Annotated in this window: 17 protein-coding genes; all 17 read right to left on the reverse strand. The window is 37.1% G+C overall.

Annotated elements, in window-relative coordinates:
- Positions 1-14 precede the first annotated feature (14 nt).
- Positions 15-2,117: a penicillin-binding protein 2 gene (gene mrdA, locus CALHY_RS07215; protein ID WP_013403311.1), complete on the reverse strand. Its 2,103-nt coding sequence runs from the start codon at positions 2,115-2,117 to the stop codon at positions 15-17.
- On the reverse strand, positions 2,114-2,638 hold the full coding sequence (locus CALHY_RS07220; protein WP_013403312.1) for a hypothetical protein: 525 nt from the start codon (positions 2,636-2,638) through the stop codon (positions 2,114-2,116). Before CALHY_RS07220 ends, mrdA begins: the two co-directional genes overlap by 4 nt.
- Before the next feature lies 1 nt (position 2,639).
- The gene (mreC, locus tag CALHY_RS07225) at positions 2,640-3,491 is read right to left on the reverse strand and encodes a rod shape-determining protein MreC (protein WP_013403313.1); all 852 of its coding nucleotides are present in this window, start codon (positions 3,489-3,491) and stop codon (positions 2,640-2,642) included.
- 16 nt (positions 3,492-3,507) lie between these two features.
- Positions 3,508-4,539: a rod shape-determining protein gene (locus CALHY_RS07230; RefSeq protein WP_013403314.1), complete on the reverse strand. Its 1,032-nt coding sequence runs from the start codon at positions 4,537-4,539 to the stop codon at positions 3,508-3,510.
- Positions 4,539-5,147 (reverse strand): Maf family protein, encoded by a 609-nt coding sequence (locus CALHY_RS07235; RefSeq protein WP_013403315.1) that lies wholly within the window; start codon positions 5,145-5,147, stop codon positions 4,539-4,541. The genes CALHY_RS07230 and CALHY_RS07235 overlap by 1 nt, the downstream gene beginning before the upstream one ends.
- Before the next feature lie 171 nt (positions 5,148-5,318).
- Positions 5,319-7,058 carry an NADH-dependent [FeFe] hydrogenase, group A6 gene (locus CALHY_RS07240; protein ID WP_013403316.1) on the reverse strand — a complete coding sequence of 580 codons (1,740 nt, stop codon included), beginning with the start codon at positions 7,056-7,058 and terminating at the stop codon, positions 5,319-5,321.
- A 19-nt stretch (positions 7,059-7,077) separates the two neighbouring features.
- Positions 7,078-8,874, reverse strand: a complete 1,797-nt coding sequence (gene nuoF / locus CALHY_RS07245) for an NADH-quinone oxidoreductase subunit NuoF (RefSeq protein ID WP_013403317.1) — start codon at positions 8,872-8,874, stop codon at positions 7,078-7,080.
- A 17-nt stretch (positions 8,875-8,891) separates the two neighbouring features.
- Complete coding sequence (locus CALHY_RS07250) at positions 8,892-9,281, reverse strand: (2Fe-2S) ferredoxin domain-containing protein (RefSeq protein WP_013403318.1); 390 nt, start codon at positions 9,279-9,281, stop codon at positions 8,892-8,894.
- Positions 9,282-9,833: an ATP-binding protein gene (locus CALHY_RS07255; protein ID WP_013403319.1), complete on the reverse strand. Its 552-nt coding sequence runs from the start codon at positions 9,831-9,833 to the stop codon at positions 9,282-9,284.
- Between the two features lie 40 nt (positions 9,834-9,873).
- Positions 9,874-10,356, reverse strand: coding sequence for an NADH-quinone oxidoreductase subunit NuoE (gene nuoE / locus CALHY_RS07260; protein WP_013403320.1), 483 nt, complete (start codon positions 10,354-10,356; stop codon positions 9,874-9,876).
- Between the two features lie 108 nt (positions 10,357-10,464).
- Positions 10,465-11,166, reverse strand: coding sequence for a PHP domain-containing protein (locus CALHY_RS07265; protein ID WP_013403321.1), 702 nt, complete (start codon positions 11,164-11,166; stop codon positions 10,465-10,467).
- A complete protein-coding gene (locus CALHY_RS07270; protein WP_013403322.1) occupies positions 11,150-11,500 on the reverse strand; it encodes a DRTGG domain-containing protein in 351 nt (116 codons plus the stop codon). Before CALHY_RS07270 ends, CALHY_RS07265 begins: the two co-directional genes overlap by 17 nt.
- Positions 11,500-12,831: a [Fe-Fe] hydrogenase large subunit C-terminal domain-containing protein gene (locus CALHY_RS07275; RefSeq protein WP_013403323.1), complete on the reverse strand. Its 1,332-nt coding sequence runs from the start codon at positions 12,829-12,831 to the stop codon at positions 11,500-11,502. The genes CALHY_RS07270 and CALHY_RS07275 overlap by 1 nt, the downstream gene beginning before the upstream one ends.
- Before the next feature lie 32 nt (positions 12,832-12,863).
- The gene (locus CALHY_RS07280; RefSeq protein ID WP_013403324.1) at positions 12,864-13,283 is read right to left on the reverse strand and encodes an ATP-binding protein; all 420 of its coding nucleotides are present in this window, start codon (positions 13,281-13,283) and stop codon (positions 12,864-12,866) included.
- A 5-nt stretch (positions 13,284-13,288) separates the two neighbouring features.
- Positions 13,289-13,642, reverse strand: a complete 354-nt coding sequence (locus CALHY_RS07285; protein ID WP_013403325.1) for a hypothetical protein — start codon at positions 13,640-13,642, stop codon at positions 13,289-13,291.
- A gap of 20 nt (positions 13,643-13,662) precedes the next feature.
- Positions 13,663-14,472, reverse strand: coding sequence for a TlyA family RNA methyltransferase (locus tag CALHY_RS07290; RefSeq protein ID WP_013403326.1), 810 nt, complete (start codon positions 14,470-14,472; stop codon positions 13,663-13,665).
- Complete coding sequence (dxs, locus tag CALHY_RS07295; RefSeq protein WP_013403327.1) at positions 14,469-16,319, reverse strand: 1-deoxy-D-xylulose-5-phosphate synthase; 1,851 nt, start codon at positions 16,317-16,319, stop codon at positions 14,469-14,471. The genes CALHY_RS07290 and dxs overlap by 4 nt, the downstream gene beginning before the upstream one ends.
- Between the last annotated feature and the right edge of the window lie 17 nt (positions 16,320-16,336).

Raw genomic sequence — 16,336 nt, forward strand, 5'->3', positions numbered from 1 at the left:
AAACCCTCCCCCTTTTATGGCCTCTCTTCTTGTTGCGAAGGCAAATTAAAATATGCATCTATTATATCCCTTGCAACATACGCGGCATATGAACCATGTCCACCATTTTCCAAAACTATAGCAAAGGCAATCTGGGGGTCATCATAAGGTGCAAAACCAACAAACCAGGCATGTGCAGCCGATGAGTTTGAATACTGGGATGTCCCTGTTTTCCCTGCCACTGTAAACGGCAAATCCTTGAACGCTTGTCTTGCTGTTCCTCCCTCTTCACTTGTAACACTTTTCATTCCTTCAAAAACTGCCTTTTTTGTTGATTCATACATCTTCACCTTGCTGAGTACTTTTGGTACAGACTTATAAATAACTTTGCCATTGGCATCCACAATCTTGTCTATGAGGTTCACCTGATATCTTGTCCCCCCATTTGCAACAGTTGCAATAAAACTTGCCATCTGGATAGGTGTAAATGCATTTATAGACTGACCAATAGCTGCTAAAACTGTATCACCAGGATACCAAGGTTGATTAAAGATCTTCTTTTTATTCTCTTCATTCGCAAGTATACCGTTTGATTCACCATCGAGTTGAACACCAGTTTTTCCACCAAGGCCAAATAGTGTTGCATACCTGTCAATCCTTTCTATTCCAAGTCTTCTTCCTGTTTCATAGAAAAATACGTTACAAGAAACTTTAAGAGCATCAACAACATTTACCCAGCCATGCGTGGTTCTATATCTATTCCACAGCCAACAAGCAGGAGTAAACCCTGACTTTGCGTAGTACAAATATCTACCTGTATCCAATATTTTTTCATCTGGCTTGATGACACCTTCCTGAAGACCTGCAATCGCTGTTAGTATCTTAAAAGTTGAACCAGGAGGATAAACCCCGGCAATTGCCCTGTTGAACATTGGTCTTGTGGGGTCATTAATCAGCTTATTCCATTCGCTGGTAGTGATGCCTTTTATAAATATGTTAGGATTGTATGAAGGATAACTTGTGAGAGCAAGAACATTGCCTGTTTTTACATCAATTACTACAGCAGCACCACTGTTTGCTTTTGGGAATCTCTCACCATAATCACCATTTCTTATCTTTTCTAAAACTTTTTTGAGCGACTCATAAGCAACTTTCTGAAGCTTAGAATCTATGGTCAGATAGACATTTGCACCCTTTGTTGGTTGTTTTTCTATCTTGACATCATTTATCCTTCCAAACTTGTCAACTTCGATGATCTGAAGTCCATCCTTGCCACGCAAATAATCTTCGCACCTTTTTTCTATTCCCTCAACACCAATTAAACTATCCTGAGAATATCCTTTGTCTTTTAGCATTTCGTATTGTTCTTGAGTTATTTTACCTATCCTTCCTACCACGAACGCATTGTATATTGCATCCTTGTAAACTCTTACTGCCTTTGCTTCTATGTTTACAAACGAAAAATCTCTGCGCCTTTCTTCAATCTCAGCAATAGTCTTCATGGAAATGTCAATTGCAATTGTAACAGGTTGATACATTTGATAATAGTTATAAAATAGCATATCTTCAATAGCCATTACCTGAAGAGTAGTTTGCAGGTCAAGATTTTCTGGAATATAAAATTTCTTTCTCAAAAATTCAAAAGCTTGCTGCGCAGAAAAATTCGAAGGAATGTCTCTATCTTTTTTCCATTGTATTTCTACTTTTTTTGCAAGTTTCTTGTCTGCAATACCAAAATTAAATCTGATAGGATTTATGTCAATTTTAAATTGATTTATAATTTTGTCTCCATTTTTATTTAGAATATTCACAATCTCTATTATCTTTTTTGTAAACTCTCTTTTCTGACTTTCAGTTCGAAGCTGCTGAGTTTTCATAATCTGGAGAACATAGGCAGGTCTGTTGTCAGCAAGTGGTCTACCATTTCTATCATAAATAATACCCCTTGGCGCTTCCAGGTTTGCTTTTTGCATCAACTTCTTTTCAGAAAGTTCATAGTAATAATCTCCCTTTACAAGCTGTAAATAGCTCAAGCGCACAGTTAGAATTAACACAAGGCATATAAAAAGTATGTACAAAAAAGTCCACCTATTAAATACGTTTTTTTCTCTTAACTTTTCTATAAACAATATCTTCATTCTTCTTTCAAATTTCTCCCCTTTTTGAGTTTCAGTAAGTATTTACTTTCTCTCAACACAGTAAAGTAAATGAATATTCCAAATACTGAGTCAAGAATAAATTGAATGATAGAATTACTCAAAAATACTGAAGGTAGAGGTATTCTATTAAAAGCAATACCTATTGTAACATATTGTAATAAATTCAAAGAAAAGATGTACATTAAAAGAAACAAGAGAAATATCTCAACCCTTTGCAGATAAATCTTTTCCTTTAGTCTATTTGAGGTAATTACAAGTAAAACCATTAAAAAGAGGTTTAAGAAAAAGCTATTTGTAAATAAAAAACAAAAAACAAAAATGATAAACAGATTAGCTATTATTGCATCTGAAAAATCAAAAAATATAGCGTTACTAACAATGAGTGGTAAAAAAAGTAATACAGTGTTTCCTTTTATTTGAATAACCTCTTGCAGTACTGTTTGAAAAAGAATTGCAATAACAATGTTTATCCCATGTAAAATCAGCTTATTTTTGAGCAATTTACTTAACACCTACCGACAAATTTATATCTTTTACCTGCTTTATTACCATTACATATTCCACATTTTCGATGTCAACTAAAGGTTCTATTAAAATGTTTTTGGTAAGCTCAAACCTGTCGTTTTTTATCTGCACAACCCTGCCAATGGCAATTCCTTTTGGAAATATCTCTCCCATCCCAGAGGTTATAACAATATCATTAACTTTAATCTTAGAATCTTTCGAGATATACCTCAGCTCACATAACCTCTTTGATAAAAGATTGACACTCCCTCTTACAACACCAATTTCTCTTGTTCGCACAACCATAGCAGATGCTGAAAAGTCAGGGTCAAGCAGCGTTATCACCTTTGCCCAGTTTGCTCCAGCATCTACAACATATCCTATCAGTCCCTGGTTGTTGATAACAACCATGTTTTTCTTTACGCCGTTTTTTTCTCCTTTGTCTATGACAAAAAAACTAAGCCATGCTTCTTGAGACCTCTGAACAACTCTGGCAATTTCAAAACTTGTGGCCAATCCGATTTGTTCTTTGAGTCCCAAAAGTTCTTTTAATTTTATATTTTCACTTTTTATCTCTTCAATGGTAATTTTATCAGTATTTAATTTGTTCAGCTCTTCTTTTAATCGCTTGTTCTCAGCAATGATTTGGTTGAGATGAAATATTCCGTTTATATATTCTCTTATATCTCTTATAATCTTAACTACTTGGGAATTTGCAGGAACATATCCCTCTTTCAATTTTCTCGAGACAATATTTGAATCGTAGTTTTTGAGGGATATTACAGTTGCAGCTATACTAAATAAAAATGCAAACAAAACAACAATGGTTAACAAAATGTTTCTTTTCAAAATATTTCATCCTCCACTACCTTGAGCTCCTGTTAATCATCACCTTTTGCAAGGTTTCAATTTCTTCCAACGCTTTTCCAGCACCTAACGCAACACAATCAAGAGGTCTTTCAGCTATGTGAACAGGAAGACCAGTTTCTTTGCTTATAAGTTTGTCAAGCCCTTTTAAAAGCGCACCACCACCTGTCAGCATAATCCCTCTTTCCATAATGTCTGCTGCAAGCTCTGGTGGAGTTTTTTCAAGAGTTTGTTTTATCGCATCAACTATTGCCATAACAGGTTCTTTTAAAGCATCTCTTATTTCTGTGGATGAGACCTTTATAGTCTTTGGAAGACCTGTTATAAGGTCTCTTCCTTTTATTTCGTACCATTCTTCCTTTTCAAGAGGATATGCAGAGCCAATGTTTATTTTTATCTCCTCTGCGGTTCTGTCACCTATCATTAAGTTGTATTCCTTCTTTATATAGTTTGAAATTGCCTCGTCAAACTCATCACCAGCAATTCTGAGGGATTTACTGGTGACAATTCCACCTAAGGATATCACAGCAACCTCTGATGTACCACCACCAATATCTACCACCATGCTGCCAGACGGCTCATCAACAGGAAGTCCTGCACCAATAGCTGCTGCCATGGGTTCTTCCATTATATAAACCTCTTTTGCTCCTGCCTTGTAAGCCGATTCTTCCACAGCCCTTCTCTCAACTTCTGTCACACCTGATGGAACACATATCACAACTCTCGGTCTTAAACCAAGAAATGATTTTTTGTATGCTTTTTCCATAAAATACTTTAACATAACCTGAGTTGTATAAAAATCAGCAATAACTCCATCTTTCAATGGTCTTATTGCCACAATGTTGCCAGGTGTTCGGCCGATCATCTCTTTTGCTTCATTCCCGACTGCCAAAATCTTTCCAGTGTCTTTTTGAACAGCCACAACAGATGGTTCATTTACAACAATGCCTTTTCCACGTAAATGTACAAGAGTGTTTGCAGTGCCTAAGTCAATTCCCAAATCTCTGTAGAGTGATTTTAAAAGTCCCATCACAACTCTCCTTTCATTAAGTCATATCCAAGTTTTCGTAGCATGATGTTTAGTCTGTACAAGGGAAGACCAACTACATTGTAAAAACAGCCCTCTATCCTTTCAACAATTAAGCTTCCAAAACCTTGGATTGCATACGCCCCTGCTTTATCAAAAGGCTCTTTTGTTGAGATATATCTTAATATCTCCTCATCGGACATATGCTTTATATAAACGTTACTTTTTTCGTATTCCACCAAAATTCTCTCCCTTGGTCCATCAATTATACATACACCGGTGTAAACACTATGCCACTTACCGCTTATTTTTCTGAGCATCCAGAAAGCTTCATCTTCATTTGAGGGCTTCCCCAGGATAACTCCTTCAACAAACACCACAGTGTCAGCTGCAATAACCAAACTTTGTTTATTATCTTCCCCAAGTTTATTAAAAACCTCTTGAGCTTTCTTTTTAGCAAGCTGCATTACATTTTCTTCAACCGACAGACTTTGATCTATACTTTCATCAAGGTTTGATGGAATTACTTCAAACTCAATGCCAAACTGCTTTAAAAGCTCTATTCTTCTGGGTGATGAGGATGCAAGAATTACTCTTTTCAATTTTGTCAAGCATAACCCCTTTCATACACTGTGTTTTGAATGTGAATTTTGTGTAGTCTTTCTTGGCTCTCTGATATTCTATTATATCATTAATATGTTACAAAAAAAATAACTTTTGATAAAAAAAGAAGCTGGCAAATCAATATTACCAGCTTCTTTTTCCTAAGATTTAAATTAAGCTCAGTACAGTGGTCTTTTCTTATAGTGTGTATGCAGAATATGATGAGCTTTTTCGCTATTTGGATGGCCTAAGAACTCTTCATATAATCTTTTTACAGCAGGGTTTTCATGAGACTTTCTTATTGGCAGGGACCTATCCTCATCGTATATTGCGCTTGCTCTGAGCTTTGCAACATCTACTTTCTCCTTGACCTTTGCAGGAACAATTGGCTGTCCACCACCCATTATGCATCCGCCAGGGCATGCCATGATTTCTATAAAGTGATACTCTTTTTCACCGTTTTTGACCATCTCAAGAAGTTTTTTAGCGTTTGCAAGACCATGTGCAACAGCTGCTTTAATCTTCATACTGCCAACGTCAATCTCAGCCTCTCTTATTCCTTCAAGACCACGAACTTGAGTAATTTCGACATTTTCAAGTGTTTTTCCTGTTAGCACTTCATATACAGTTCGCAGTGCTGCTTCCATTACACCACCTGTTGTTCCAAAGATGACACCTGCACCTGTTGCATCTCCCATTGGGTCATCAAAATGGCTATCCGGCAGGTTCACAAAGTCAATTCCCGCTTCTTTTATCATTCTTGCGAGCTCTCTTGTTGTCAATACTGCATCAACATCTGGATATCCACTTGCAGCAAGTTCTTCTCTTTGAGCTTCGAATTTCTTAGCGGTACATGGCATGACAGACACAACAAACATGTTCGCAGGGTCAATTCCCATTTTCTGTGCAAAGTATGTCTTTAAAATAGCACCAAACATCTCATGTGGTGATTTGCAGGTAGATAAATTATCTAAAAATTCTGGGAAGTAGTGTTCACAGAACTTAATCCAGCCCGGAGAACAAGAAGTAATAAGAGGAAGTTTACCGCCATTTTTGATTCTATTTATTAGCTCTGTACCTTCTTCCATAATGGTAAGGTCTGCGCCTGTGTCTGTATCAAATACCTTGTCAAATCCAAGCATCTTGAGAGCAGTTACCATCTTGCCTGTAACTCTTGTGCCTATTGGAAGTCCAAACTCTTCACCAAGCGCAACTCTGACAGCTGGGGCTGTTTGAACAACCACATATTTGTTCTTGTCTGCAAGTGCCTTCCACACAATGTCTGTTGAATCTTTTTCTCTTAAAGCTCCAACTGGGCAAGCCTGAATACATTGACCACACATTGTACATGCAACATCATTTAGACTTCTGTCAAATGCAGTGGATATAACTGTTCTGAAACCTCTGTAATTTGCGTTTATAACTCCAACCTCTTGAACATTCCTGCAGACATTTATACATCTTTTACAAAGTATACACTTATTTGGGTCTCTTACAACAGAAGGTGAAAAATCATCAAGAGGTCTTCTTATATTTTCGCCTTCATATCTAATTTGCTTAACATTTAAATCTTCTGCAAGTTTTTGAAGTTCACAGTTTCTGCTTCTGACACATGTCAAGCAGCTCCTGTCATGATTCGAAAGAATAAGCTCAAGATTGACCTTTCTTGCTTTTCTTACCCTTTCACTGTTTGTGATGACCTCCATGCCTTCTGACACAGGGTAGACACAAGCAGCTTGCAAGCTTCTTGCCCCTTTTACTTCAACAACGCACATTCTGCAAGCACCAATTTCATTTATACCTTTGAGATAACAAAGGGTTGGAATCTCAACTCCTGCTTTGCGTGCTGCCTGAAGCACTGTATAATCCTTTGGCACCTGAATCTTCTTGCCATCTATTGTTATATTCACCATTTCCATTTGTCATACCCTCCCTTGATTATGCCTTCTTGGAGATTGCTTTAAACGGACACTTCTCTATGCAAACGCCGCATTTGATACATTTGCTCTGATCAATCTCAAAAGGCTTTTTAATCTGGCCTGTGATAGCATTTGCAGGACAGTTCTTAGCACATATGCCACAGCCTTTGCAAAGTTCTTTGTCTATCACAATTCTGAGCAGTGCCTTGCAAGCACCTGCTGGACATCTCTTTTCTTTTACATGTGCCTCATATTCATCTCTAAAGTATCTTAGTGTACTCAAAACAGGGTTTGGTGCAGTCTGACCAAGTCCACAAAGAGCACTGTCTTTTATTGAGTATGCAAGCTCTTCTAACTTTTCTAAATCCTCTTCTGTGCCATTTCCGCTTGTTATCTTCTGCAAAATTTCAAGCATTCTTCTTGTCCCTATTCTACATGGTGGACATTTTCCGCATGACTCATCAACTGTAAATTCTAAGAAGAACTTTGCTATGTCAACCATACAGGTGTCTTCATCCATTACAATCATTCCGCCAGATCCCATCATTGTACCAAGTGCAGTCAAAGAATCAAAGTCAATTGGTGTGTCCATAAGCGATGCTGGAATACATCCACCTGATGGTCCACCTGTTTGAACTGCCTTAAATTTCTTGCCGCCAGGAATTCCGCCACCAATATCCTCAACTATCTCTCTTACAGTTGTTCCCATTGGAACTTCAATAAGTCCTGTATTATTAACCTTTCCAACAAGTGCAAAAACTTTTGTCCCTTTGCTTTTTTCTGTTCCAATTGATGCAAACCACTCTGGTCCCTTTAGAATTATTACTGGAATGTTTGCGTACGTCTCAACGTTATTAAGTAAAGTAGGTTTTCCCCACAAACCTTTTACAGCTGGGAATGGTGGTCTTGGTCGTGGTTCTCCTCTGTGTCCTTCAATTGATGTCATCAGCGCTGTTTCCTCACCACAAACAAATGCACCAGCACCAAGCCTTATTTCGATATCAAATTCAAAGTTTGTACCCAAGATATTCTTGCCCAAAAGCCCGTACTGCCTTGCCTGCTCTATGGCAATTTCAAGTCTTTTTACTGCCAATGGATACTCTGCTCTGACATACACATAACCTTGCTTTGAACCAATTGCATACCCAGCGATAGCCATCGCTTCAATTACAGAATGCGGATCGCCTTCCAAGATACTTCTGTCCATGTACGCTCCGGGATCACCCTCGTCAGCGTTGCAAACAACATACTTAACATCACCTGGAGCTTTTGCTGCAAATTCCCATTTGAGTCCTGTTGGAAAGCCACCGCCACCTCTTCCTCTAAGACCTGACCTTTTTACCCAGTCAACCACCTGTTCAGGTGTCATCTCTGTAAGTACCTTTGCTAAAGCCTTGTAACCATCATACGCGATATATTCTTCGATATTTTCTGGATTTATAACACCGCAGTTTCTGAGAGCAATTCGCATCTGTTTTTTATAGAATTTGACCTCATTTAACGATTTAATCTGACCTTCTTCTATCGACTCTTTATATAAAAGTCTTTTTACTATTCTTCCTTTTAAAAGATGCTCTTCAACAATCTCTTTTACATCAGAGTCTGCAACCTTGCTATAAAATGCTCCTTCTGGATAAACAATGACAATTGGACCTTCTGCACAAAGACCAAAACAACCTGTACGAATTACCTGAACCTCATCTTTTAAATTCTGAGCTTCAATCTCTTTTAAAAATGCATCATATATTCTATCTGACCCACCTGATGTACAACCTGTCCCACCGCATACAAGAACGTGCGATCTGTACAATGGCATGTTAGCCTTCCCTCCTTTTAGTTATTTGCCTCTTTATTTTCTTCATAGCCAATTGTGTATTCATATACTGGTTTTCCATTGACCAAATGCTCTGCAACAACCTTTAAAACTTTTTCAGGAGTCATTTTAACATATGTGACCTTTTCTTTATTTGGTTCATAAACCTCCACAATTGGTTCATACTTGCAAAGCCCAATACAACCCGTCTGAACAACTGTGACGTTTTTTAAATTCCTTTTTTGAATCTCTTCAACAAACTTTAGCATGACAGGTCTTGCACCTGCTGCTATTCCACATGTTGCCATTCCAACAACAACTCTTATACCTTCGCCTTGCTGTTTTCTGAACTCAAGCTCTTCTAACGCCTTTTTCCTTATTTCTTCAAGCTCTTGAATAGACTTAATCATTTATTTTACACCTCCGGTTAAATTTGATAAACCACTTTCTAACTGACCACGAATAAAGTCAAGAACGCTCAGAGTATTTAAAGGAATATCATCACCCAGAACGTCTCGGATGCTTCTTGTGTCAAAAGTAAACTCGTTTCGGTCTTTTTTGTAACAAAACTTAAAATCCAAATCAGGTGCTCCGGTTATAAGTGCAAGTAAGGTCTCGGTTATATTTCCAAGAGGAGGTCTATCTATATGAGAATGTTTCATCTTAAGCACTATTTTAGTGCCTTTTTCAAGCCTTTCAATAGTGAAGCTTCCTTCACAGTCCATTGCAAGTTGTTTTGCTAAAGAAAGACCAAGTCCTACCTTTCGCGTTTTTCTTGTGGTGTAAAAAGGGTCTGTCACTTTATCAATAACATCCTGTGGAATTCCTCTGCCGTTATCCTCTATTGTAATGGTAAAAAGATCCTCTTTCAAATCTTCGGCAATCTCAATCTTAACCAAACTTGCATCTGCTTCTATCGAATTTTGCACAAGGTCAAGGATATAAAGCGAAAGCTCGTTCAATTAAATCACCTTATATTTTCACCGTTGTCAATTTGTTAAGTTAATATCTTAACAAGATATCTTCAACATCATCCACACTCAATTTCCCGTAAACAGTATTGTCAATCACAACAACCGGTGCCAATCCACAAGCTCCCAAACATCTTGTCGCTTCAATTGAAAATTTACCATCTTCTGTTGTTTCACCTACATCAATCTTTAAAAGTTCTTTTAACTTATCCAAAATCTTGTCTGCACCCTTAACATAACAAGCTGTACCCATGCATACACTTATCTTATGGTCCCCTGTCGGCTTTAACGTAAAGCGTGTATAAAATGTTGCAACACCGTAAACCTCTGCCATGGGTATATTGAGTCCTTCTGCTATTCTTTTCTGAACTTCATATGGCAAGTATCCAAAAAGTTCCTGTGCCTCATGCAAAACTGGGATCAAAGCCCCTCTTCTTGATTTATTTTTTTCAATAATCTCATCAAGCTTTTTGAAATTTTCTTCTGTCAAATTTTTCCCTTGACAACAAGACATGAATCTGCATCCCCCTTCTATTGTTAGAAATTTAACATACTGAGTTAAAACTACTGTTAATATTGTAACATACAACGGGTTATAAATGAAGTATAAATTTTGAAGAATTTAATCGAAAAATATTGTATACAGTATATCACTTTCAATAAAAAATTCTCTTTCGTTTATTTCCCATAGATGATGAGCATCTGAGGAGTGGAGAAAAATATAATCTCTGTTTTGAGGAAGAAACTTGGTAAATTCTATTTCAGTGGTCTTATATACCTCTAAAAAGGTCAAATCAGTTAGCTCTTCAGGCAAAAAACCAAGCCTTCCAATTACACCAAAAGATTGTCTGTTTATGTGGGCAGGGACAAAAATCATATTGTAGAATTTGGAAACCTCATAAACCTGTTTTAAGTTTAGAGTAAGTGGTTGAAGAAGAAGTTTTTCATAGCTTCCGATTATATTGTCCTGTGTATCAACAATGTATTGATTACCATAAATGTCTTCTCTGAGCTTTACAAAAGGCAGATGTTTGTCAATAATGCTCTGAAATTCTCTTATAATTGAAACATCTTTGTGCTTAAAATACAGCAGAACATGAATCTCCTCTTCTGTTTCAATCTCAACTCCAGGTATAAACAGAATGTCAAGTAAACTTGCCACTTCTAAAAAACTTTCAAGGTTTAATGAGCAGTTATGGTCTGTCACAGATATAACATCTAATCCCTTTAACTTAGCCATATTTATTATATTATGTGGCGTCATATCATTGTCTGCACACGGAGAAAGCAACGAATGAATATGAAGATCATAATAAAGCTTCATTTTTATCTTCCTTTTTTTTGAGAATCAACAGCCTTGCTGTTTCAAAATGTGAAAGTTCTGTTGTAAAAATTGGAATTTGCTGCTCTATTGATTTTTGAAGCATATCAGAGTCGGGTTTTACTCCTTCTGTCAAGATTATTGCTTTTACTTCTCTGAGAGTTGCTATGGCAACCACATTCACATTGTTTTGAATGGTAATCCATATACTGTTGTCCTTAATATGCGATATTGCGAAACTCAAAACATCACCAATGTACACATTTTCATACTGCTCATCCTTTACAATCCCATTTGCCAATTCAAAATACCTGCCTAAATTCAAAATGCTTGGCACTACTCATCATTCCTTTCAAGTGATGGTGGCAGTTTATTCGAAAGCTCAACCATCTTGTTTGCAAGCTCTTTTATGTTTTCCCTAAGAATAAAGATACAATCTGTGTCATTGGCAAAACCACGCACTATATCCTCGGCAAGAGTTTTGCATGTAGGTGAACCACAAGCACCACAGTCCAAACCCGGCAACATATTGAGTATATTATTTACCTTTTCAAACTTTTCCATAGCTCTTTCAATGTCAGAGTCAAGTTCAAGCACAGGATTTGTTTCTAATTCTTTTTCAAAAAGAACATCCTCAAGCTTGAGAGAAAAACTATTAATAATCTCCTCTGTCCACGCTGAAAGACTCTCTTCTTTGTCTTTTAATTTGGAAGACAATCTTTTAATACGATTTTTGGCAACATACGGATTTTCTACTGCAAGAGGTCCTCCAACACACCCACCACTGCAAGCAAGACCTTCAAAATATGTAATGTCTTTGAGTTTGCCATTTTCAATCTCCTCTAAAACTTTGGCCACGTTGTGAATACCATCTACATTTACATACTCTTCAATTTCCAACGCCAAGCTTTCACCGCCTGAGGCTGCCCATCCAATACCTTTGCCTGAGGCAATCGAAAGAGGCTTTACATCTTTTATCTCTCTGAGCTTGCTTCTTACAAGTCCATAAACATCTTTTATCGCTATTACTCCATCAACATATGAACGCTCAAAACCAAGAGGACTATTTACATATGTCATCTTTGCCGCACATGGAGATATAAAAAAAGCTCCTATTTTGTCTTCTTCAATCCCCTTTTCCTTATGTATCTTTTTCTTAGCAATATATGCAGCAACTTCCATAGGCGAGGCAAGTGGCAGGATATTCTCTATTAGGTCTGGAAATTTTGTCTGGATGAGCCTGACAACTGCCGGACATGCAGAGGAAATTATTGGTTTTTTGTTTTTCTCAGATAGAATAAACTGTTTTGTAAAGTGGGTTACTATTTCTGCTGCTTTTGCTACCTCAAATACATCATCAAATCCAAGTTCAAGCAAAGCATACAGTAGCTTATTTACATCATCAACCTCAAATTGAGCGTAAAATGAAGGTGCAGGCAGTGCAACCTTATATTGAAATTTATTGATTTCTTCTAAACTGTCAGTAATGGCATATTTTGCGTGGTATGGACATGTCCTTATACATTCCCCACAATCTATGCACCTTTGGTCAATAATCCTTGCTTTTGAGTTTCGAACTCTAATGGCTTCAGTTGGACATCTTTTAATACAGTTTGTACATCCTTTACATTTCTCTTTGTCAAGCATTATAGAATGCAAATTTTTCATTTATAATTCACTTCCCTACATTTCAAAGATGGTCATTTATTGTAAATAATCATATATACCCTCGTACCTTTGCCTTTTTTTGAATCAATCTCAAAATAATCTGAGTACTTCTTCATGTTTGGAAGACCCATACCCGCTCCAAATCCCAAGTTTCTTATCTCTTCGGGAGCGGTGGAATACCCTTCTCTCATTGCAAGCTCAATATCTTCAATGCCAGGTCCATTATCTTGAGCTATTACTTCAATCTTGTCCTTTGAAATTATGGCTTTTAAAATCCCACCAACAGAATGTATAACAATATTCATCTCTGCTTCATAAGAGACAATAGCAACTTTTTTGAGTATCTCTGGTTTTACACCAAGTTTCTTTAAAGTCTCTTTAATCTTAGAAGAAGCTTCACCTGCCAATATAAAATTGCCCGGCTCAATCTCAAATTCCAGCTCAAGCAGCATCTTTCTCAGCAGCACCTTTCTTTCCCAAGTCCGCTTTCATAAAGTATTCCGCATGCTTGAAACATTGGATAATCAGTCCCAAGAAGAGCTATACACTTTTCTTTTGCAAGTTTTAACATCTCTTCCGACGGTTGTTTGCCTCGAACAATTATCACAGCTTTTATATCCATCATCTCTGCAGTCCTTATTACTTGAGGATTTACAAGACCTGTCAATAAAATCACCTTTTCTTTCACAAATGCCAAAACGTCGCTCATAAGGTCAGAACCACATGCATTTAAAAACTCCTCGCTGCTTACCTCTTCCGGCTCGAAATAAACCTTGCAATTTAAAAGTTCTTTGATTTTTATTAATTTCATTACAAATAACCTCCAAATTATTACTTTTTCTCACCCAATGTTTCAAAGGCTTGGTTGACAATTTCTTCTATTGAAATGTCAACCATGTTATTTTTGGTCTCATCCTCCATTTTAATATAGAGGAGATATTCTATATTTCCCTCTGGCCCTGTGATTGGCGAATATGTCAGACCCTTGATTGAGATTCCGAGCGAAAAATAGTGATCAATTACCTTTTTGATCACATTTTTATGAGTTTCCTTAGACTTTACAACTCCTCTTTTTCCAACCTCCTTTCTTCCTGCTTCAAACTGGGGTTTTATCAGCAAAACGCCTTCTGTACCATTCTCCATGAACTCTTTTACCTTCTCTGCAATTAGGTTCAAAGAAATAAAGGAGACATCGCATACTATAATATCAATTTTATCCTGAATACTTTTTCTATCAAAGTACCTAAAATTAGTCTTTTCAAAATTTACTACTCTCGGGTCCTCTCTTAACTTCCATGCAAGCTGACCATATCCAACATCTACACAGTAGACCTTTTTAGCACCATGTTGAAGCAAACAGTCTGTAAAACCACCTGTTGAAGCTCCGATGTCAAGGGCAATTTTGCTTTCAACAGAAATTCTAAAAAACTCTAAAGCCTTTTCAAGTTTAAGACCGCCTCTGCTGACATATTTTAGTGGCTCTTTTATTATTATCTGGCTCCTTTCATCTATCATTTCCCCTGCTTTTTCTATTTTTTGATTATTCACATATACGTTGCCACTCAAAATTAATGCTTTTGCCTTTTCACGTGATTCTGCCAGTCCCTTTTCAACAAGAAGTATATCAGCCCTCTTTTTCAACTCTCTATCAACTCCATAATTACTTTTGTTAAGCTTCCTTTATCCATTCCAAGCATTGAATAAAGCTGAGAAATTGAACCATGAGGAATAAATTTATCAGGTATAGCTATGTGCTTAATCTTCGGTAACCTTTCTTCAGCTGCAATACTTTTTATTTTTTCACCAAGCCCCCCGATAACACTGTTATCTTCCACAATCAGAACTTTCTCGTGTATCCTCACTATTCTTTTTATAATCTCAGTATTTAGGGGTTTTATAAATCTTACATTTACCAGTGTTACATCCAACTTGTTTTTGCTAATAATATCATATAACATTGAAACATGTCTTCCAATAGAAAATATGGCCAGATTCTTTCCTTCTTTTAATATCTCTGGTTCAGAAAGTTTAATTTCATCATAAAAACCTACCTGTTTGCAGCTCCCACGCGGATATCTTATTGCAATAGGTCCGTCCTGATAAAAAGCTGCAAATTCCAGCATCATTTCAAATTCTTTTGTATCCTTTGGCACCATCAATGTCAAGTTTGGAATTAGGCTCAAATACGATATATCAAAACTTCCATGGTGTGTCTCTCCATCCTCACCAACAAGACCTGCTCTGTCTACACAGAAGACCACATTCAAATTTTGAAGACACACATCATGAATAATCTGGTCAAAAGCTCTTTGTAGGAAGGTTGAATATATGGCAACAAACGGTTTAAATCCCTCTTTAGCAAGAGCACCTGCAAAAGTGACCGCATGTTCCTCTGCTATTCCAACATCAAAAAACCTTTGAGGATACATCTTTGCAAACTTGCTAAGACCAGTACCATCAGGCATTGCAGCGGTGATTGCTAATATCTTTGGATTGCGCTTGGCAAGCTCGCAAAGTTTATCACCCAAAACCTCAGAAAATGTCTTTGAAGTATTGTCAGATAAATGATTCCCAGTTTCTATGTCAAATGGCGGAACACCATGGAATTTTTCTGGAAACCTTTCAGCATGTTCATATCCTTTACCCTTTTGTGTAACCACATGAACCAAAACAGGTCTTTCAAAATCTTTAACACTTTTAAATACTTCACAAAGCCTTTCTATGTCATGACCGTCAATAGGTCCATAATATTCAAATCCAAGCGCTTCAAACAAAGTCCCAGGAAAGAAAAAATATTTTAAACTTCCTTTTACTTTTCTCACAAACTTGCTCAAGTTTTTTCCAACAACCGGAATTCCTTCTACCAAGCTATCAGCAGCCTTTTTCAATTTAAAATAACGTGGTTTTGTTCGTACCTTTGATAGATATTTTGCAATCGCACCAACATTTTTGGAGATTGACATGTCATTGTCATTCAAAATGACAAGAAGTTTACCATTATATCTGCCGGCATTATTGAGTCCTTCATATGCGAGTCCTCCAGTTAAAGCTCCGTCTCCTATAACCGCAATCACATCGTAGTCTTCATTTTTAAGGTCACGTGCAACTGCAAATCCCAGAGCAACAGAAATAGATGTAGAGCTGTGGCCAGTATCAAACGAATCATAAATGCTCTCTTTTGACTTCGGAAAACCGCTCAAACCACTAAATTTCCTCAAGGTATTGAACTTTTGCTTTCGTCCTGTCAAAATCTTATAAACATAACATTGATGTCCTACATCCCACACAATTTTATCTTTTGGTGGGTCAAAAACCTTTAGCAGAGCAAGGGTAAGCTCAACAACCCCTAAGTTTGCCGCCAAGTGTCCACCTGTATTGGCGATGTTATACAACAGAAATTCTCTTATCTCTTCAGCAAGTTCATAGAGTTCGGATATACTCAATCTTTTTACATCTTCAGGATAGTTCACCTTTTCTAATATACCCAATACCTCTCACTTCCCAA

This window comes from Caldicellulosiruptor hydrothermalis 108 (assembly GCF_000166355.1).
GTDB lineage: Bacteria > Bacillota > Thermoanaerobacteria > Caldicellulosiruptorales > Caldicellulosiruptoraceae > Caldicellulosiruptor > Caldicellulosiruptor hydrothermalis.